Source organism: Kurthia zopfii, assembly GCF_003143955.1.
Lineage (GTDB): Bacteria > Bacillota > Bacilli > Bacillales_A > Planococcaceae > Kurthia > Kurthia zopfii.
In genome coordinates, this window is sequence record NZ_QFVS01000003.1 from 99,721 (window position 1) to 118,642 (window position 18,922).

Genomic DNA, 18,922 nt, shown 5'->3' on the forward strand with positions numbered 1-18,922 from the left:
ATTTTACTCATTACACCAACATGTATTTCATGTAAAAAAACCATTCAAAATGATGAAGAAGTTTATGTAAAATTACGCTACCCAAAAAGAAAAGGAATTACTGAAATTAAAGCATTTTTAAACCTCGAAGGAACGTTCATTTGTGAAGAATGTTCAAAGGAAAAATTCGAGAAATAAATAAAAAATGAACCTATTCATAATGAGTAGGTTCATTTTTTATATTCTAATCTGTACTAGTTTTTGTAAGTTCGCCTCTAAATCATCCGTATATTCCCCATTGGTTACGATGTTTCTAAATGTCATAAATTCTCCAGCAGCTTCGCAAAAAGCAGTAATAAAGGTCGTCACTTCACTTGTTAATGATTGATCATCCACTGTTAATTTCAAATAATGTTTTCCCTTTTTCTCAAATTTCACTTCGATTGGCGCGTTTGGAAAATAGATTTCACCATAGCCCGATTCCATACATTCAAGCAATGTTTGCGCATAGTAATTCCATAGAGGATCAATCTCATCCGATTGATCAAAATCTACTATTTGATAGCCTTCAAAGACAATTTTTCCATCCAAATTCGTAAAACCATCTGTTAAAAAATCATCTTTTCGCATGGTAAATTCTCGAATTGAGCCCATTTGTGAAATTGGCATAAATTCATCTGTATCCTCTATATAAATACTCGTTCTAATTTCCAACTTTACGCGCACCTCACTTAAAAAATTTCTTATACGCTTCAATAAATCGCTCCGGTGATTGCTTCACTTGATACATGAATACGCCACGCATCGTGTGTAAATAAAGTAAGCCACCTTCATTGGCAATCGCTTTGTACGAAATGTCAGTCACAATATTAATTGGGAATTCTCGATATGCGGTAACGACACGATCCTCATATAAATAAATGATGCGATTATGTTCAATCTGATTTTGTTCGAGCCCCGTCACTTGTCGCTCTAATTTTATATATTCATGTTGTGCGATTAATTTCATTTTTTCACCTACTATTTACTTTAATAAACTATAAATCGTGTCTTCAGATTTTACTGGTCTTTTTTGATGATACAGTTGTAAAGCATTTAGTAAGTCTGCCATTTCACTAAAATAATTTTTCATAAACCCTTTCTGCTTAATACCCTTTCCAAGCTTTAAATCTTCTGTACAGTATGAACTTGGTTTCTTATTACTTCTTTGATAGTTTTCGTACTTTCCTTCATTTAAAATAATTAGCATTTCAATCTCAGGGCTCGTATAACAGTTAATGACTTCACCTTCCAAAATATTTTTGAAAGCACCCTTAATCTGATACTTTTCCGTTCTAGAATCAATCACTCTAATAATTTCAATCTTTTGATTCGGTTCATATATTTGAGTTAAATATCGTGTTTCTAAATTTTTCGGTTTTCTCATTAGTCTCGTAAATAACTGTCCATCTAATAAATCACCCGACTGGAATTTCAATACGTTTTGTTCCAATAACATTTCGATAATTTCTAGTTCAGCATTTCCTTCACAAATACAGGCTACTAAATTATTCGGAATATGATTGAACATCTATTATTCCTCACTCATTGCACTCATTAATTCTTTTTTCAGCGCAACATATCCTTTATATTTTGGTGCTGTTCCCATTAAACCGCTTAAATATATATTACTTTTCTTTTTATCTGCTCTTGTCGAAAAAGTTGATAGATTTGTAAGTTCAATTGCTCCATTTTCTTTCGTGCTGAAATAAATACTATCGCTTCGGTCAATGTCGTCTAATATTTCACTGTAATGCGTTGAAAAAATAAGCGTCGCATTATTTTTATTCACTTCACTTTTAAACAGATTAATTAAAGTAATAACGACAGTTTTATTTAAATGATTTTCCATTTCATCAATTAAAATATAGCCACCTGTTTTTAATACATTTTCAATCGTAATCAAAAGATTTAATCCTTTGATTGTACCTGAAGATAGATACTTCCATAAATCGATTGCCGGTATTTCACGAATTTCTTCATTTGAAAATTTAACCTTTACAATCATTTTTGAAAAATGCATTGATTGCTCTGGGTTAATAAATTCAATTTCTTCAATCGTTGGATCTAAATATTGAATATATGCAGCTGGAATATTTCGCATCGTGCCAAATACGTTAATATTTGTAAAACCTGTCATATCATAAACATAACGTTTACCGCTTAACATACTTGCTTCAAGTAACACTTGCATAAAAATACTTGAATCTGAACGTAAATAACCTCTTGCCACTTTCTCAATATCTTCTCTCGTTCGATCTGGTTGTAGATCATCGAATTTCAAAAGCTTCTCTTTACTAATATTTCCTCGTGCTTTTTTAATTTTTAATGTTTCCGCTACAAATATATATTTCCCATTTTCATTTCTTTCTATAGTAGAACTTAACTCAAATAGCTGTTCATTCCAATAGAAAACATTCTCAAAAGTACATTGATTATTAAAATGTTCGAAAACTTCTCCATTCGAAACTTGATCTAATGATTTATTTTGAATAAATAATTCTAACATCATCGTTAAGATTTTCAATGTAGTCGTTTTACCAGACGCGTTGATTCCTGCGAATGCTAATACATTTTGTTTATATATACTTCCAAAAAGATGTTCTACAACATTTCCTTCTACCTCTTCAAAATTCACTTTTTTTGTCGTAATCATATTAATTTCAATTTTTTCATCTTTAAAAAGCTTTAGTCCACGAACCGATGACTTTATTAATTTTATATCCAAATGAATCACCTCTAAATCTAGTATAATTGAATTTTATATTTCATGCGAATTTTACGTACATAATATAAAACAAAAAAACTCCCTAAATTTCTTTAGGGAGTTCACAATTCACTATTTTTCTACAATAACACCATCAAATGCTGATTTGTAGATTGCAAAAATATCTTCTTTTTCTAATGTTAAAGGACTTCTTGCTAAAATACGTGTTTGTTTCGTAGCGTCTTCTGTTAAACCTTCTAACGCTTCTTCACCGATATTAAATCCTTTTAAAGTAGAAGGAATATTTACATCTGAAACTAATCGTTTCAACTCATCGACACATTTATATGAAGCTTCTTCTTGTGAAAGATTCATCGAGCTGAAGCCCATTGCATCGTAAATATCTTTCATACGTTTTTCACAGCTTTGGCGAATATAGCCCATGACATAAGGAAGTAATACAGCATTTGAATCACCATGAGCGATATGGAATTGGCCACCTAATGGATATGCTAATGCGTGAACACCTGCTACACCAGCGTTGAAGAACGCTAATCCCGCTAAATAACTTCCGTAGCTCATATCCGTACGAGCTTGTTTATTCGAACCTTCGAATACAGCTGTGCGTAGTGAATTACTAATTAAGCGAATTGCTTGTAATGCTAGTGCATCTGAAACAGGACTGGCATTTTTCGAAATATATGCTTCAACCGCATGTGTTAATGCATCAATTCCTGTTGCTGCTGTTACTTTTGCAGGCAATGAAAGTGTTAATTCTGGATCAATAATTGCGACATCCGCTAATAAATAATCATGCGCTACAACGTCTTTTGTCGTTTCTAATGACAGCACAGAAATATTCGTAATTTCTGAACCTGTACCAGAAGTTGTCGTAATTAAAATCGTTGGTAATCCTTTTTTGCTAACTTTTTTTGAACCTGTTAAGTTCAAGTAATCCGCAACTTTACCGTCATGAACTGCTAATGCGCCCGCTAATTTTGCTAAATCAAGTGCGCTACCGCCACCTAATCCAATGACTAAGTCGAAAGCATGTTCACGCGTGTAAGCAACTAACTTTTCGCCAACTGCAAGTGGTGGTTCAGGAACAACTTCCGTATAAAGTTCCGTCGTAATACCTAATGCTGCAAGTGGTTCTTCTACGCGATATGTTAAACCCAAATCTTTTAAAAATGGATCTGTAATAATTAATACTTTTTGTGCGCCGAAACGTTGTACTTCTTCTGTTAAATAACTAAGTGAACCCCAACCAGTATAACTAATTGGTGCGAATGTAATTTTCTCTGTCATGTTAAATCCCCCTACTCTTGATTCCATACGATTAATTTTGTTTCTGTCATTTCATGAATCGCATATTTCAAGCCTTCTTTACCAGTACCGCTTTCTTTCACGCCACCGTATGGCATTTGGTCGACACGGTAAGTCGGAATATCATTGATCATCACGCCACCAACTTCTAATTTCTTAGAAGCGTTGAACGCTGTCTTAATATCATTTGTGAAAATACCAGCCTGCAAACCGTAGTTTGAATCGTTAATTTGCTTGATTCCCTCTTCAATAGAAGAAATACGATTAATACTGACGATTGGCGCAAATACTTCTTGGCAACTAACTTTCATTTGCGCTTCAACATTAGATAAAATTGTCGGTTCAAATACATCATCTGAAATAACGCCACCTGATAATAGTTGAGCGCCATGACCGATTGCTTCATCAATCCAGTTTTTCGCACGAACTTGTTCATCTGCATGAATCATTGCTGCTACATCAGTCGTTGGATCAAGTGGATTCCCGACAACTAATTTCTTCGTCGCTGCTACGAATTTTTCGATGAACTCATCTGCAACACTATCCATTACATATACTCGTTGTAATGAAATACAAACTTGCCCTTGGTTTGAAAATGCGCCTACAACACATTTCGCAACAATTTTATCAAGATCCGTATTTCGGTCGATTATTAACCCCGCATTTGAGCCAAGTTCTAAAGCAACTTTTTTCAATCCTGCTTTATTACGAATACCAATTCCGACTGCTGGACTACCTGTGAATGTAATCATTTTCACTTTGTCGCTACCTACAAGTGCATCACCAACGACACGTCCGCCACCAGTGACAACATTGAATGCGCCTTTTGGTAAGTTCGTTTGCGCGATTAATTCCGCTAAAAATAATGCTGAAAGTGGAGTTTGTGAAGCTGGTTTTAACACGACTGTATTCCCTGCTGCAATTGCTGGGCCGACTTTATGTGCGACTAAGTTTTGTGGGAAGTTAAATGGAGTAATAGCTCCAATAACACCAATTGGTTGCTCAATTGTGTAGCCGAAACGATTCGCTCCACCTTTTGCCGCATCCATTGGAATTAATTCCCCAGTTAAGCGTTTTGCTTCTTCAGCCGCAAATTTATATGTTTCGACAGTACGATCAATTTCACCAAGTGCGAATTTAATTGGTTTCGCACCTTCTAGTGAAATGATTTCTGCCGCTTGTTGACGATTGTCTTGGAATAATTGTGCGATCTGCTCTAAAATTTCTGCTCTTTCAAGTGCAGTTAAATTCGCCATTTGTTCGCGTGCATCATGCGCTGCATCAATTGCCACTTCTACTTGTTGTGCAGTAGCTTGTGGAATTTCTGCGATAACCTCTTTCGTATGTGGTGATTGTAATGTCGCAAATTCTGAATTCGCAACCCATTCTCCATTTATATAAAATTTCTTTTGCATGATTACGCCTCCTCATTAGCTTTCTTGTTCTCATACTCTCGTTGATTCTTTGTGAACGTGCCATCCACTTCACCGCGGAAGAAATGACGTCCGTAAATTAATAGACACAATAGAATACCTACTGCGAAGCCCCATGCCGCACCTTTAATACAAAGGATTGCTGCAATGACACCACCGATTCCTAAATCCGTTTGACTACGTGCTTCTAAAATACCTACTTTCACACTTACATAACCTTGAATTAACATCGTTAACGCAAGCGCTACACCTAAAATCGGCTCTACTAAACTTACGATTGGTAGTAATAATAAACCTGTGTTCGTACCCCAGCGGAATGAACCGACACCGCCGAATAATGAATCCATCGCTTTACGCCCTTTTTTGTAACGTTCGATCATGACTACTTGCATTGCTGACCAAGTAGGACCTGACATCGTTACATCCGGACCAATAATACTCATTACTGCGTTACGAATACCGATAATCCAGTGCGCACGGCTTGGTGAGTATTCAACTTTTTCATCTGGACGAGCTTCTGCACCGTCTTCTACTAAAACTTTATTTTGAATCACATCACCGAATAAGACGATGTATGCTGCGAACACTGTCGGAATCGCCGTAATGAACATCATTAATGGAGGCATACCAATACCGAATACTGTGTATTCATTCCATAATGTTGCGAAGTCAGGAGATGAAATTCCCCATTGAATTGAAGGCCATTTTGCTTCTCCAAAAATAGGTGCAATAACGATTGCGATAATAATAACTGGAAGCACACCTAATTTTGCGATTGTTCCCCAAAACTTATTACGTTTTTGGAATGCCACGAAATGTTTCGAAAACATTAAGTAAAAACCAATCCCTACTGCAATTGAAATTGTCCAAGGGAATACTTCAAATTTCCCGCCTAATTGGAATACTGAGATGACTGCGGCAAGACCTGCACCCATAATAATCCCTGTTTTAATAGCTGGTGGAATAATACTAACTACTCGTGACGCCAATCCGGTCGCCCCAAGTATCAAACAGAGTATCCCGAGGGTTAATTGGAACGCGATCAACGAGTGAATTCGTTCTGGCCCTTCTGGGAACTGTTGACAATATAATGTGATCAATGGGATCGCGGGTGTAATCCATCCTGGAACAGCCGGATCACCTAGTAAGTGATGTAATAAATAAAATACGCCGTTTAACATAACGATTGCTAAAGCGACTTCAAATGGCATCCCCAATAAAGCCATAAGTAACGGAATTGCTGATAAATCGACGGCGCACATTAATAACCCCTGTACGTAGTCTGGCCATTCGAATCGATAGTGAACGAATGGAATACGAATCTTGAATGGTCCAGCTGCAATATGCGGCGACTCTTCGCCATACTTTCTATTTTTCCAAAGCATTTCTTTTCCCCCAGTCCTCTTTGTGAAGCGATACGAGAAAGCGTTGTCATTTTAAATGGTTACGTATTCATTTCGAATAAAAAATAAAAAGCACTCAAAATGGTTACGTATTCATTTACGTTTAAATAAAACAAAATCTAACTTTGTTCTATTCGTTTCGTCGTACCTCTTTCAAAAACTTTAACAGATTCCGTAATATTTATGCAAGGATTATTTTTATTTTCGATATTCTTGATCAGTTGTTCGATTGCTAAAAGACCGAGATTTCTTTCAGAAACACTGCCAATTGTAGACAATTGAATCATGCCATGTTGACTCATTTCAACATTATCAATCCCAACAATACTAAGCTCTTCAGGGATCTTTACACCATTCGTAGTCGCAGAATTTAATAAGTTCAATGCGATTGAATCCGAACCTGAACAAATGGCAGTCGGTTTGTTTTTTAAATCAAGTAAAGTCATGAGTGCTGCTTCACAAGATTCCTTCGAAGTATCCGTTTGTAAAATATGCGCACCGTCTATGTCCAATTGGAAATCTTCACATGCTTGTAAAAAACCTTCATAACGATGTTTGAATGTACTCACCGATAAAGGCCCGCCAACCCAGCTAATTTTTTTATGATTCAAATCAACTAAATGTTTCACAGATAAATAACCCGCTTCAAAATTATCGATTTCTACGAAGTGGTCGTTATTTTTATGTTTACGATTGTATGTAATGAACGGAATATTCATCTTTTTCATACGGTCAAAAAATGGATCATCAAATAAAATACATGACAGAATCACGCCATCTATTTTCGTACCGATCGCAGTTTCATATGCTTCATTTAAATTCTCATCATTGACGAACTGAACATTCACTTTGTAGCCGAATTCATTCGCATAATTAACAATCGCCGTAGTTGTATCGACGAAAAATGGATTATGTAACGGCCCTGAAAGTAATGCAATTGTATTTGAATTTTGCCCAACAAGTGAGCGTGCATTGGCATCTGGTACATAATTTAATTCACGAATTGCATTTAAAACTTTATCTAACGTCGGCTTCTTTACACGATCCGGCGCGTTTAATACACGAGATACTGTCGTCTGAGACACACCCGCTAACTTTGCTACATCCTTTGAAGACACCATATGCCCCACCCCAATCTATATAATGATTTACGCAAAAATGAAGATATAGCAATCTCGAATTCCTATACCTTCACGCATAATTTATATACTATTCTATTATTATAATGGCAAGGGTGGAATTAAGCAAAAACACCTCCAATCACTTGGAGGTGTTCTTCACTCAGCTATCCGTAATATTCCGAATCGTCCAATCCGAGTTCTTTGTTTTTCTCTTTGAACTTCGCATTATGGGATGATACCATCGCGACTTCGCGTGCGTCAGGTGTAATATACACTTTAGCATTGTTTAAAGCGAGTACGGCATCAGCAAATGCACCTGCGATCAGGCGTACTTTTGAATCGTATGTTGTAAAATCTCCTGCACCGTAAATGCCCGGAATACTCGTCGCACATTTATGATCGACGACCGCACAACCATTGTCTAACTCTAGTCCCCATTCTTCTAACTTGCCACTATCATATTTGAAGCCATGATTGATAATGACTGCATCCACTGGAATCGAGCGTTCTTCTGCAGTTTCCGTATGTTCAATGATGACTTCATTAATCGCCTCGCCATTTTCACTTTGAAGGCTTTTAATTGTAAAGGGTGTAAGTACATTTGCTTTAGAATTTTTCATATTCACGACGTTGCGCTCATGACCACCGAATTCATCACGACGATGGACAACCGTTACTTGCTCAGCGATTTGTACGAGTTCATTTGCCCAATCGACAGCCGAATCGCCACCTCCAGAGATGAGTACATGCTTCCCTCTGAACTGCTCCAATTCTTGCACTGTGTAATGAAGATTCGTAATTTCGAAACGATCGGCACCTTCAATTTCAAGCTTTTGAAGTGATAGCATGCCATAGCCAATCGCTAAAATGACTGTTCTTGATAAATGCTGTTTCCCATCATGCGTCGTGATGAGGAAATTGCCATCGACTAATTTTTCATAATCGGTTACTTCTGAATTTAAAATAATCGTCGGTTCAAAAGTATTCGCTTGATCGATTAGTTGATCAATAATATCGCGGCATAAAGTCGGTCTTGAACCACCAATATCCCAAATCATTTTCTCTTGATAAATGCGCATACGCCCACCAAGCTCTGAACCCGAATCGATTAGCTTCGTTTTTAAATCACGCATTCCACTATAAAATGCCGTAAATAATCCAGCTGGTCCGCCACCGACAATCGTTACATCATACAATTCTAAAGACATGTTGACACCTCATTATTTTTTAATTTGTTTTTCGATAGCATCTGCTAAATCATCAAGTTGAAGCATTGCTGTGTATGCATCACTCATGAAATAAGAATGAACATCCACATCTACAACATGGCCGTTTTTCACTGCATCTAATGTATTCCAAATTGCAGGCTGTTTTTGATTTTTCGCAGCTGGATTCGAGATTTTCACGATATAATCACCCGCGTAATCGCCGACTTTTTCCCATGAAACATCAAGACGATCGCCATCTTTATCGATAATATCTGATTGCACACGTTTTGGCGCTTTCATCTCTAGTAATTCATAAAGCGTATCACCCGCACGCTCACCCGTTTTACCTACTACAAGTGTTGATTTTGTCGTACCTACGTCAATAATTGAAATCGTCTTATCTTCTGGAATGATTTTGCCGATACGTTCTTTCGTAGCTGCTACTTTTTCATCTAATTTCTTATTAAATTCCTTCGCTTCTTCTTGTTGATTTAAAATTTCACCCATACCAATTACTTTTTCTTGAATCGTGTCATACTGTGATACGTCATATACTACAGTTGGAGCGATTTTCTTATATTTTTCTACTGCTTCTTTATCATACGTAATAATTAAATCTGGTTTTAAAGCTAATATTTTTTCCATTGAAACTTGACCATCTACACCAATATCCTGTGTTTTTTCAGTAACATATGGTTTTAATAAAACACCGAAATCTAAAATTGTTTTAGAAGTACCAACTGGCTCGATTCCTACTGCCATTACTTCACCTAAATTCCAGTCAACTACGACACGTTGTGGATCAGATGGTACGGTTACTTTACCCATCACTGTATCGATTTCGCGCGTTGTTTCTTCCTTACTAGCATTCGCTTTGCCATCCTTCTCCTTGTCGCTTGAACAAGCAGCTAAAACTAAAATCAAACTCATCATACAAAAAAGTGTTATTAATTTCTTCATTATAAAATCCCCCGATTCTTTATTTAGTTAGATTGCCTACGATTTCTTCAATTTGTTGATCTAATGAGATTGGATCACTGAAAAATGCGTCAGTTGAATCAATTTCGAATACTTTCTTATTTTTCACAGCCGGTAGTGATTTCCAAAGGCCAGTTTCCTTCGTTTTCGAATACGTATCGCCACCAGATTCTACGAATAAATAATCTCCCGCAAAGTCAGGGAGTTTCTCGATTGAGAATGATGCGTAACCTGTACCTTTTGGTGTTTGTTTTTTAACAAGCTTTGGCATCTCTAAATCGAATTCACCGTAGATGATTTCGCCTCCACGACCGAAGTTATTGCCATATGCGTATGCCTCTTTATCACCAACGCCAAGAATAGCGACTGTTTGATCTCCAACTGCTTTTTGAACTTGTGGTTTGTATTTCGCTACTTTTTTATCCCACTCTGAAATCCATTGCGCTGCTTCTGCTTCCTTATTGAAAATCGTACCGAATTCCGTCATTTCTTCTTTAAATGATTTTTCTTTCGGTAAAATCGCTACTGTTGGCGCAATCTTCTCTAGCTTGTCTAAGTTTTCAGATTGTGCAAAAGTAATGATTAAATCTGGTTTTAGCGACATAATTTTCTCTGGCGATTCCTCAGCCCCGATGTCTTCAATACCTTCGATTCGGTCTCCAAAATACTTATTGCTTAATGCAAAGCTTGAAAGCCCTACTGGTTTAATACCAAGTTGCAGTGCATAACCTGCGAAACTATCCGCTGTAATCACGACACGTTTTGGATTTTTCGGAATCGAAATTGTTCCGTTTTTCGCTTTATAATCAACCATCTCAACTTTATCTGTTGATGATTTTTCTTCTTCTTTTTTATTGCCACATGCTGCAAGCGCAAAAATTGCCACCATTAACAACGCTAACCAACTGAATTTTTTACGAGTAATCACAGAAATACACGCTCCTCATTATTTTGTGAAAAGATCTACGATTTCTTCTAATTGTTGATCTAGTGAAATAGGATCACTGAAATACGAATCTGTTTCATCGATTTCAAATACTTTATTATTTTTTACAGCCGGTAGTGATTTCCAAAGACCTGTTTCCTTTGTTTTTGAAAATTTCTCATCTCCTGATTCTGCAAAAATATAATCTCCCGCAAAGTCAGGTAATTTTTCTACTGAAAATGATCCGTAGCCTTTTCCTTTTGAAGTTTCTTTTTTCACTATTTCTGGCATAGCTAAATCGAATTCACCGTAGATGATTTCGCCTCCACGACTGAAGTTATCCCCATATACGTATGCATCCTTACCATAAACACCTAAAATAGAGATGGTTTGATCACCTACTGCTTTTTGAACTTGTGGTTTATATTTCGCTACTTTTTTATCCCATTCTGAAATCCATTGTGCTGCTTCATCTTCCTTATTGAAAATCGTACCGAATTCCTTCATTTCTTCTTTAAATGTCTTTTCTTTCGGTAAAATCGCAATTGTTGGAGCGATTTTCTGTAGTTTTTCCAAGTTTTCCGATTGTGCAAATGAAATGATTAAATCTGGTTTTAGCGACATAATTTTCTCTGCAGATTCTTCTCCACCGATGTCCGCAATCCCATCAATGCGGTTCTCAAAATATTTATTACTTAGCGCAAAGCTCGGAAGCCCCACTGGTTTAATACCAAGTTGTAATGCGTATCCTGCGAAACTATCCGCTGTAATCACGACACGTTTCGGATTTTTCGGAATCGAAATCGTTCCATTTTTTGCTGTATAATCAACCATCTCCACTTTGTCTGAAGATGATTTTTCCTCTTCTTTTTTATTGCCACATGCTGCAAGTGCAAAAATTGCCACCATTAACACCGCTAACCAACTGAATTTCTTACGACTCATCAAACCAATACACGCTCCTCAACTTTTTCTTCTGCTAATTCGTACGGTAGACAGAGTGGTTTGCCTGTGCGCGGATCCTCGATAATATCGGCTTCAATATTGAATACTTCTCGCAGCACTTCCTTCGTCACAACCTCTTTCGGATCACCACTACTTACGACAGTCCCCTTTTTAATCGCAATGACATTATGCGCATATTTCGTCGCATGGTTGAGGTCATGGACAACCATGATGATTGTACGCCCTTCCACCTCATTCAAATGCTCGAGTAGTTTTAACACTTCAAGCTGATGCGCCATATCTAAAAATGTCGTCGGCTCATCTAAGAATAAGATGTCCGTCTGTTGCGCCAACGCCATGGCAATCCATGCACGCTGTCGCTGTCCCCCTGATAATTGGTCAACCCCACGATTGTAGAATTCACCCATTCCTGTAACATCTATTGCCCAATGAATAATTTTTCGATCCTCTTTCGTTAATGACCCCATCCCTTTATGATGTGGAAAACGGCCATAACTAATTAATTCATACACCGTTAAACCATCTGGAGCGCTCGGATTCTGTGGCAAAATCGCTAATTCCTTCGCCACTTCTTTCGTAGATTTTTCATGAATCATTTTGCCATCAAGTGATACCCCGCCTGACTTCGGCTTCATTAGTCGAGCCATCGTTTTTAAAATAGTCGATTTCCCCGAACCATTCGCCCCTACAAGCGCTGTAATTTTCCCTTGTGGAATTTCAATATTAAGATCATTTACGATAATATGGTCATCGTATCCGATCGTTAATTCATTTGTTTTTAAACGCGTTTCCATTTTGACTCCTCCTAGAGTTGGAATTGTGCTTCGTACAGTCGGCTATAATTCCCGCCAGCTTGTAGAAGTTCCTCATGAGTCCCTTGTTCTTCTATGCCGTCCTTCGTCACAACGATGATGCGATCGACATCACGAATCGTAGCCAATCGATGTGCGATGACGAATGTCGTACGCCCTTGTGATAGCTTACTTAACGCAAGTTGGATTGCCGCTTCCGTCTCGGTATCAAGTGCAGAAGTCGCCTCATCTAAAATTAAAATAGGTGGATTTTTCAAGAACATACGTGCAATCGACAGTCGTTGTTTTTGACCACCTGATAATTTTACGCCTCGCTCGCCAATCATTGTCTGCATGCCTTCTGGTTGTGCATGAATTAATTCTTCCAACTGCGCCTGTCTTGCAGCTTCCCAAATTTCCTCATCCGTCGCATCTAATTTGCCGTATGCGATATTATCTCGAATCGTGCCATCAAATAAGAAGACATCTTGTTGTACAATACCAATTTGATTGCGCAATGATTCCTGTGTCATCTGGCGAATGTCGATGCCATCAATGGTAATCGAACCACCAGTGACATCATAAAATCTCGGTAGTAAACTACAAATCGTTGTTTTACCGCCACCTGAAGGACCGACAAATGCGACCGATTCACCTTTACGTACATTGAAATTTACTTGATTTAAAATCAGTTTATCTTCGGTATAACCGAAACTCACATTGTTATAAGCGATTTCGCCTTCTACTTTATCAATCGTCACGGCATCTTTCGTATCTTCAATTTCCTCCGGTGTGTCCAATAATTCCATAAATCGTTTGAAGCCTGCGATTCCTTTTGGATACGTCTCAATAACGGAATTGATCTGATTAATTGGCCCAATGAAAATATTTGAAAGTAAGATGAATGCCATAAATTCACCGAAAGTCATTTTATTATTAATTACGAACCATGTGCCGCAAGCTAGGACGAAGATTGACACACCTTTAATTAAGAAATGACTGATCGACGCATTCCACGCCATCACTTTGTACGCGATTAATTTCGTCGTTCTAAAACGTTCGTTATTCACTGCGAATTGAGCGATTTCATGATCTTCGTTTGCGAATGCTTTCACAACACGAATACCACTTACATTGTTTTCAACACGTGCGTTGAAATCTGCAATATCACGGAAGAAACGGTCGAAAGTTTTCGCCATCTTTTTACTGAAGTAAATTGATAGAATCAGTAAGAATGGAATGACGATGAATGTTAGAATCGCTAATTGTGGATTGATCATCATCATCAAGCTGAATGCGCCAATAAGCGTCATAAAGGCGATGAATAAATCTTCTGGACCATGGTGAGCGATTTCTCCAATATCCATTAAGTCATTCGTCATACGTGATACGAGATGACCTGTTTTATTATTATCGAAGAAGCGGTTTGGTAACTTCTGCACTTTATTAAATGCTTGCTTACGCATATCCGATTCGATATTGATGCCGAGCTTATGCCCCCAATACGTCACGATATAGTGGAAGAATGCACTCAATAAGAAAATGCCCATTAATACTAGACATGCCGATAAAATGGTTGACCAATTGCCTGCTGGTAAGTAGTCATCAATGACACGATTTACTGCCAATGGAAAGGCAAGTTCGACAAGCGCTGCTAAAATCGCACATGTGAAATCCGCAATGAATAGCCATTTATACGGTTTATAAAAAGCAAAGAATCTATTTAACATTTCTATTTCCTTTCAATTCTTATTATTTCGATTTAGCTAGTAGGTATAAGAAGTAAGGTGCGCCGATACAAGCGACTACTATGCCCGCTGGAATTTCAGATGGTTGGATGATCCATCTGCCAAGTGTATCTGCCATCAATACTAATAATCCGCCTGCCAATGCTGCGCCAGGGATTAAAAACTGATGTTGCGGCCCGATTAATCGACGCACTAAATGAGGTGCGATTAACCCGACGAAACCAATTCCCCCACTAATCGATACAGAAGATGCTGCAAGTCCAACTGCTGCCGCTAATAATAAACGACGCTCTCTTTCCACATTAATACCAAGTCCGAATGAAATATGGTCCCCCATATTCAAAACATTTAACACTTTTGCCTTGTACATGACATATGGTAATAAGATGAGGAAGAATGGTAGAACCGACATGACATACTTCCAATTTGAACCCCAAATACTGCCCGCCATCCACTTCGCGACGAAACTATATTGTTCTGGTGATAGTTTTAAAGTTAGGACGATCATCGCCGCACTAATCGCTGCAGCAATGGCAATCCCCGTCAGCAATAGTCTCGTCGGTGATAGACCGTCTCCTTTTTTGAATGCCAACATATAAATAATTGTTGCCGTTACACCCGCACCAACCCAAGCCAATAACGGTAGTAACATAACTGAAGATGTCGTCTCAATCGGCACGAAAGCGATATACAGTACGACTGCCAACCCTGCACCCGCATTGATGCCTAAAATCCCTGGATCTGCTAATGCATTTCTTGAGAAACCTTGCATCACACATCCTGATACAGCCAATGAAGCTCCGACTAGAATCGAAATGACAATACGAGGTAAACGGAATTCGAATAAAATTAAATCTTGTTGCGCTGTACCATTACCGAATAAAGTTTGAATCAACTCACCCGGTGATAATCGGATAAAACCTGTATTCATACTAATGATGAATGTTATTAAAATAAGTGCCGCAAAAACAAGGAGAGTCAGCGTCGCCTTTTTCTTACGTTTTCGATCTGCACTTGCATAGTCAATTGTCGTCATTACAGTTCTCTCCTCTCTTTCCTCGCAAGGTAAAGGAAGAACGGTACGCCGATTAATGCGATCAATGCGCCAATCGGTGTTTCGTAAGGTGCATTAATTGTTCGCGCGATTAAATCCGCTAGCACAAGTAATACTGCGCCAATGACTGCCGAACATGGAATGATGAAGCGGTAATCTACGCCGACAATATAACGCGTTAAATGCGGTACGATTAAACCGACGAAGCCAACTGCACCAACTACTGATACTGCTGAACCTGCAAGCATTAAGACGATGATTGTCCCAGCTACTTTTACGACAGTCGTATTCATCCCTAAACCTGCTGCGATATCGTCGCCTAGACTTAGTAATGTGACTGATTTTGATAAAATAATTGCGCCAATAATCATGATGACTACGATTGGTACCATAACTTGAAGCTGTGCCCAAGTCGTACCCGCAACACCACCTGCATACCAGAACGCTAAGTCTTGACCTATTCTAAAATGAAGGGCGATTCCTTCACTTAATGCACTGAATAATGCGCTCACTGCTGTACCCGCAAGGATTAGACGAAGCGGTGTTAATCCGCCTCTCGCAAGTGAACCTACGCCATACACTAACCCTGCACTCACTGCTGCGCCAAAAAATGAAAATAAAATTAAATAATGATACGGTAAGCTTGGGAAAAATGCGAAACTGATTGCCATTACGAGAACCGCACCCGCATTGATCCCTAGTAATCCCGAATCAGCAAGTGGATTTCTCGTCATCCCTTGCATGATGGCACCTGCTACCGCAAAACTCGAACCAACTAGAGCTGCACCAATAATTCGAGGGAATCGTAAATCACGTATGACTTGATGATCACTATTCGCCGCATCATAATTGAAAATCGCCGCTTTAATCGTTGACAAGCTGACATCTGCAGCACCATACGATAATGCTAAAAGCATACTAATTACTAAAAGTATTGAACCAAAAATAAGGACAAGTGTTGCAACAACTGGTCTTGCGTGGATTTCTCGATCTTTCTCAATCACTTCATCCATATGTACCGCTACTCTAGCCATAACTCTCTCAACCAACCACCTTATTAATAATGATTCTCATTATCATTTAAAAAAATATAGAGAATCCTCATGTATTTTTGTTAAAGGGACGTTTATCCCTTTTGTTGTTTCTTAACTGATAACCATTTTCAATTGTAGCAAGACAACCGCATAAAAAACATAGTCTAATGTAAGCTATGCGGTATGGACGATTATAAGATGTAATCGCCCTCTGCTAATTTTTTCACTTGAATATCCAATTGATGCTCCAAGAAAATCCCTTCACTTGCCCAGAAATCTTCAAGTTGTAGAATATATACTTTACTATGATATTTCGTACGAACGGCTTCCCAATACTTCGATTCCTTCAGTCGTAGCGCCTGTTCCGCTGTATGCACGATGACTAACATATGATCTGCCGCATATGATGAAATCAAATATTCATCGATGACCAAATGCTTATGGGGCGTCAAAATATCTTCTTCAATCGACTTCGGTGCTTTCAACTTAAGCTTCTTATAAATATTGTAAGCACCCCTCGCAGACGAACGCCATATACCTACTTGATTGTTCTCACGCAGTTCAAATACGCCAACCGTCTCGCCCGCTTCAATTAATGGCTTCAGTAATTCCTGCCCTCTCGCCACCTTCTCCTCATAGCGCGCGATCCAATTCGCTGCTTCTTCCTCACGCCCAAGCAATTTCGCAATTGTTTTCGTCTCCTCTAAACGATCCCAACGATCCCATTTCAAAATGAAGACCGGTGCGATTTTCTCCAATTCCTCAATTAATTTCGGATGCGTATATAAATAGGAAGGCGCGACAATCAAATCTAACTCCAAAGCTCTCAACTGCTCAAATGTCGGATAATCCTCACGCGGCACAAGGAATGCATCACCTAATTGTTCGACGAAATGCGGTGGAATATTGCCCGGCGAATTTAATGTACCGACTGGCTGAATACCCGCAGCTAATAAATCCCCCGTAAACTGGAAGGAGAAAATACGCTTCTGCCCTTTGAATAATCGGAATTCGGTAGGTGTAAGCCCTGTCTGTTTTCGGAATTTCCGACTAAAATACAATGCATCTTGATAACCGATTTTTCGTGATACTTCCGTAATCGTATAGCGCGGATCCAATAACATCACCTTCGCTTTATCCAAACGAATATGTGCTAAATAATCCGAAAAACTCCAACCCGTTTCCGCTTTAATAAGCTTCGAGAAATAATTTTGATGATAACCGAAATGATTCGCCACCTCATCACGCTTCAAGGGCTCATGCGAATTGATCGACACATAATCCAATACCGATTGGAATGTCACTTCAGTCAATTGACTCTTTTGTAATTCAAATTCTTCTTCAATCGTAAATAGTAATTTATAAAGTAAATGTGACTGTTCATTTTCTTTATTCGCTTGATATAACGCTTCCGACACTTTGCGCACTTTGTTGGAAGATTTATGATATACAAGCCCATTGTAGTTCACATATTCCTTCGACAACTCATATGTAAGTTGTAAATCTTGTCGATTGCGCAATTTATACTGCTGAAAACGATAAATCCGATAAACGAATGGTTGATCACTGTCATTTTTCAATTCCATGCGCAAACCTAAATTCCCGATGAAAATAGACGTATTCATTAACGGAATATAACCATTCAATTGTGCCGTTCCTGACATTACCGTCAATATTACATTCGTCGACTCCGTAAACTGCACTCGACTATTCGCCTCTAAAGTTCGCTCATCCACGCCTTCAAACTGATTCACCTGCTCCATAACCGCCATGTCATCCCTCCTCTAATTGATTATCATTATCATTTAGATTCTACTTGTTAATGGATGGAAAGACAATGTAAAGTTATGGGATTGTGGACATTAACGTAAAAAAAGTGCTGATTAAATTAATCAGCACCTTATTTTCGCTCTTTGTCAAATAACGTTGGTGAGAGTTTTCAATTGAATAAAAATCGATTGTTTTGAGCGAGATTACGTTTCTTTTAAGAAGCGCGGCTCGCTCTTTTTAAATGGAAATATAAGTAGATTCGGTTGCGGTAGTTTTCAAAGTTTCTATAACCATAAGCACCTCGGTTTAAGTCTAAAGTGTACCCTTTGTAAAGGACATTTTGAAAAAGACTAGGAAACTTGTTGAAGCTGCTGTCTGTATTTTACAGGCGGCAGCTTCTTTAAATTCCACTGACCACGATAATGATTGTAATACGTCAT

19 protein-coding genes are annotated in these 18,922 nt (G+C 38.3%); 1 reads left to right on the forward strand and 18 read right to left on the reverse strand.

Annotation, left to right across the window (positions count from 1 at the left end; translation table 11 throughout):
• Entirely contained in the window at nucleotides 1–177 is a 177-nt protein-coding gene (locus DF281_RS14870; RefSeq protein ID WP_109348630.1) for a Fe3+ hydroxamate ABC transporter substrate-binding protein, read from the forward strand.
• A gap of 39 nt (nucleotides 178–216) precedes the next feature.
• On the opposite strand, the gene DF281_RS02230 is transcribed toward DF281_RS14870, so the two are convergent.
• The 18 genes from DF281_RS02230 to DF281_RS15030 form a co-directional block, all read right to left on the reverse strand.
• On the reverse strand, nucleotides 217–693 hold the full coding sequence (locus DF281_RS02230; protein WP_109348606.1) for a hypothetical protein: 477 nt from the start codon (nucleotides 691–693) through the stop codon (nucleotides 217–219).
• A 13-nt stretch (nucleotides 694–706) separates the two neighbouring features.
• Nucleotides 707–988, reverse strand: a complete 282-nt coding sequence (locus DF281_RS02235) for a hypothetical protein (RefSeq protein WP_109348607.1) — start codon at nucleotides 986–988, stop codon at nucleotides 707–709.
• Nucleotides 989–1,003: 15 nt separating this feature from the next.
• Nucleotides 1,004–1,549, reverse strand: coding sequence for a hypothetical protein (locus DF281_RS02240; protein ID WP_109348608.1), 546 nt, complete (start codon nucleotides 1,547–1,549; stop codon nucleotides 1,004–1,006).
• Nucleotides 1,550–1,552: 3 nt separating this feature from the next.
• Nucleotides 1,553–2,746 carry an AAA family ATPase gene (locus DF281_RS02245; protein WP_109348609.1) on the reverse strand — a complete coding sequence of 398 codons (1,194 nt, stop codon included), beginning with the start codon at nucleotides 2,744–2,746 and terminating at the stop codon, nucleotides 1,553–1,555.
• Between the two features lie 111 nt (nucleotides 2,747–2,857).
• The gene (locus DF281_RS02250; protein WP_109348610.1) at nucleotides 2,858–4,033 is read right to left on the reverse strand and encodes an iron-containing alcohol dehydrogenase; all 1,176 of its coding nucleotides are present in this window, start codon (nucleotides 4,031–4,033) and stop codon (nucleotides 2,858–2,860) included.
• Between the two features lie 11 nt (nucleotides 4,034–4,044).
• Nucleotides 4,045–5,466 (reverse strand): aldehyde dehydrogenase family protein, encoded by a 1,422-nt coding sequence (locus DF281_RS02255; protein WP_109348611.1) that lies wholly within the window; start codon nucleotides 5,464–5,466, stop codon nucleotides 4,045–4,047.
• Nucleotides 5,467–5,468: 2 nt separating this feature from the next.
• Nucleotides 5,469–6,869, reverse strand: a complete 1,401-nt coding sequence (locus tag DF281_RS02260) for a hypothetical protein (protein WP_109348612.1) — start codon at nucleotides 6,867–6,869, stop codon at nucleotides 5,469–5,471.
• A 137-nt stretch (nucleotides 6,870–7,006) separates the two neighbouring features.
• On the reverse strand, nucleotides 7,007–8,008 hold the full coding sequence (locus DF281_RS02265) for a LacI family DNA-binding transcriptional regulator (RefSeq protein ID WP_109348613.1): 1,002 nt from the start codon (nucleotides 8,006–8,008) through the stop codon (nucleotides 7,007–7,009).
• Nucleotides 8,009–8,172: 164 nt separating this feature from the next.
• Entirely contained in the window at nucleotides 8,173–9,216 is a 1,044-nt protein-coding gene (locus tag DF281_RS02270; protein ID WP_109348614.1) for an NAD(P)/FAD-dependent oxidoreductase, read from the reverse strand.
• Nucleotides 9,217–9,228: 12 nt separating this feature from the next.
• Nucleotides 9,229–10,176: an ABC transporter substrate-binding protein gene (locus DF281_RS02275; protein WP_109348615.1), complete on the reverse strand. Its 948-nt coding sequence runs from the start codon at nucleotides 10,174–10,176 to the stop codon at nucleotides 9,229–9,231.
• A gap of 19 nt (nucleotides 10,177–10,195) precedes the next feature.
• The gene (locus tag DF281_RS02280; protein ID WP_240605501.1) at nucleotides 10,196–11,122 is read right to left on the reverse strand and encodes an ABC transporter substrate-binding protein; all 927 of its coding nucleotides are present in this window, start codon (nucleotides 11,120–11,122) and stop codon (nucleotides 10,196–10,198) included.
• An 18-nt stretch (nucleotides 11,123–11,140) separates the two neighbouring features.
• Nucleotides 11,141–12,064, reverse strand: coding sequence for an ABC transporter substrate-binding protein (locus tag DF281_RS02285; protein ID WP_146983578.1), 924 nt, complete (start codon nucleotides 12,062–12,064; stop codon nucleotides 11,141–11,143).
• The gene (locus tag DF281_RS02290) at nucleotides 12,064–12,879 is read right to left on the reverse strand and encodes an ABC transporter ATP-binding protein (protein WP_109348617.1); all 816 of its coding nucleotides are present in this window, start codon (nucleotides 12,877–12,879) and stop codon (nucleotides 12,064–12,066) included. The genes DF281_RS02285 and DF281_RS02290 overlap by 1 nt, the downstream gene beginning before the upstream one ends.
• 11 nt (nucleotides 12,880–12,890) lie before the next feature.
• Nucleotides 12,891–14,606: an ABC transporter ATP-binding protein gene (locus DF281_RS02295; protein WP_109348618.1), complete on the reverse strand. Its 1,716-nt coding sequence runs from the start codon at nucleotides 14,604–14,606 to the stop codon at nucleotides 12,891–12,893.
• A gap of 22 nt (nucleotides 14,607–14,628) precedes the next feature.
• Entirely contained in the window at nucleotides 14,629–15,660 is a 1,032-nt protein-coding gene (locus DF281_RS02300; protein ID WP_109348619.1) for a FecCD family ABC transporter permease, read from the reverse strand.
• Complete coding sequence (locus tag DF281_RS02305; protein WP_109348620.1) at nucleotides 15,660–16,712, reverse strand: FecCD family ABC transporter permease; 1,053 nt, start codon at nucleotides 16,710–16,712, stop codon at nucleotides 15,660–15,662. Before DF281_RS02305 ends, DF281_RS02300 begins: the two co-directional genes overlap by 1 nt.
• A gap of 191 nt (nucleotides 16,713–16,903) precedes the next feature.
• Nucleotides 16,904–18,484 carry a helix-turn-helix domain-containing protein gene (locus tag DF281_RS02310; RefSeq protein WP_109348621.1) on the reverse strand — a complete coding sequence of 527 codons (1,581 nt, stop codon included), beginning with the start codon at nucleotides 18,482–18,484 and terminating at the stop codon, nucleotides 16,904–16,906.
• A 348-nt stretch (nucleotides 18,485–18,832) separates the two neighbouring features.
• The coding region (locus DF281_RS15030) for an IS3 family transposase (protein ID WP_338084919.1) at nucleotides 18,833–18,922 on the reverse strand (90 nt) is incomplete at its 5' end.

Coding starts and splice junctions, on each gene's coding strand:
- DF281_RS02235 (WP_109348607.1), bottom strand. CDS start 988: ATGAAATTAATCGCACAACATGAATATATAAAATTAGAGCGACAAGTG.
- DF281_RS02240 (WP_109348608.1), bottom strand. CDS start 1,549: ATGTTCAATCATATTCCGAATAATTTAGTAGCCTGTATTTGTGAAGGA.
- DF281_RS02250 (WP_109348610.1), bottom strand. CDS start 4,033: ATGACAGAGAAAATTACATTCGCACCAATTAGTTATACTGGTTGGGGT.
- DF281_RS02255 (WP_109348611.1), bottom strand. CDS start 5,466: ATGCAAAAGAAATTTTATATAAATGGAGAATGGGTTGCGAATTCAGAA.
- DF281_RS02260 (WP_109348612.1), bottom strand. CDS start 6,869: ATGCTTTGGAAAAATAGAAAGTATGGCGAAGAGTCGCCGCATATTGCA.
- DF281_RS02265 (WP_109348613.1), bottom strand. CDS start 8,008: ATGGTGTCTTCAAAGGATGTAGCAAAGTTAGCGGGTGTGTCTCAGACG.
- DF281_RS02270 (WP_109348614.1), bottom strand. CDS start 9,216: ATGTCTTTAGAATTGTATGATGTAACGATTGTCGGTGGCGGACCAGCT.
- DF281_RS02275 (WP_109348615.1), bottom strand. CDS start 10,176: ATGAAGAAATTAATAACACTTTTTTGTATGATGAGTTTGATTTTAGTT.
- DF281_RS02285 (WP_146983578.1), bottom strand. CDS start 12,064: ATGAGTCGTAAGAAATTCAGTTGGTTAGCGGTGTTAATGGTGGCAATT.
- DF281_RS02290 (WP_109348617.1), bottom strand. CDS start 12,879: ATGGAAACGCGTTTAAAAACAAATGAATTAACGATCGGATACGATGAC.
- DF281_RS02295 (WP_109348618.1), bottom strand. CDS start 14,606: ATGTTAAATAGATTCTTTGCTTTTTATAAACCGTATAAATGGCTATTC.
- DF281_RS02300 (WP_109348619.1), bottom strand. CDS start 15,660: ATGACGACAATTGACTATGCAAGTGCAGATCGAAAACGTAAGAAAAAG.
- DF281_RS02305 (WP_109348620.1), bottom strand. CDS start 16,712: ATGGCTAGAGTAGCGGTACATATGGATGAAGTGATTGAGAAAGATCGA.
- DF281_RS02310 (WP_109348621.1), bottom strand. CDS start 18,484: ATGGCGGTTATGGAGCAGGTGAATCAGTTTGAAGGCGTGGATGAGCGA.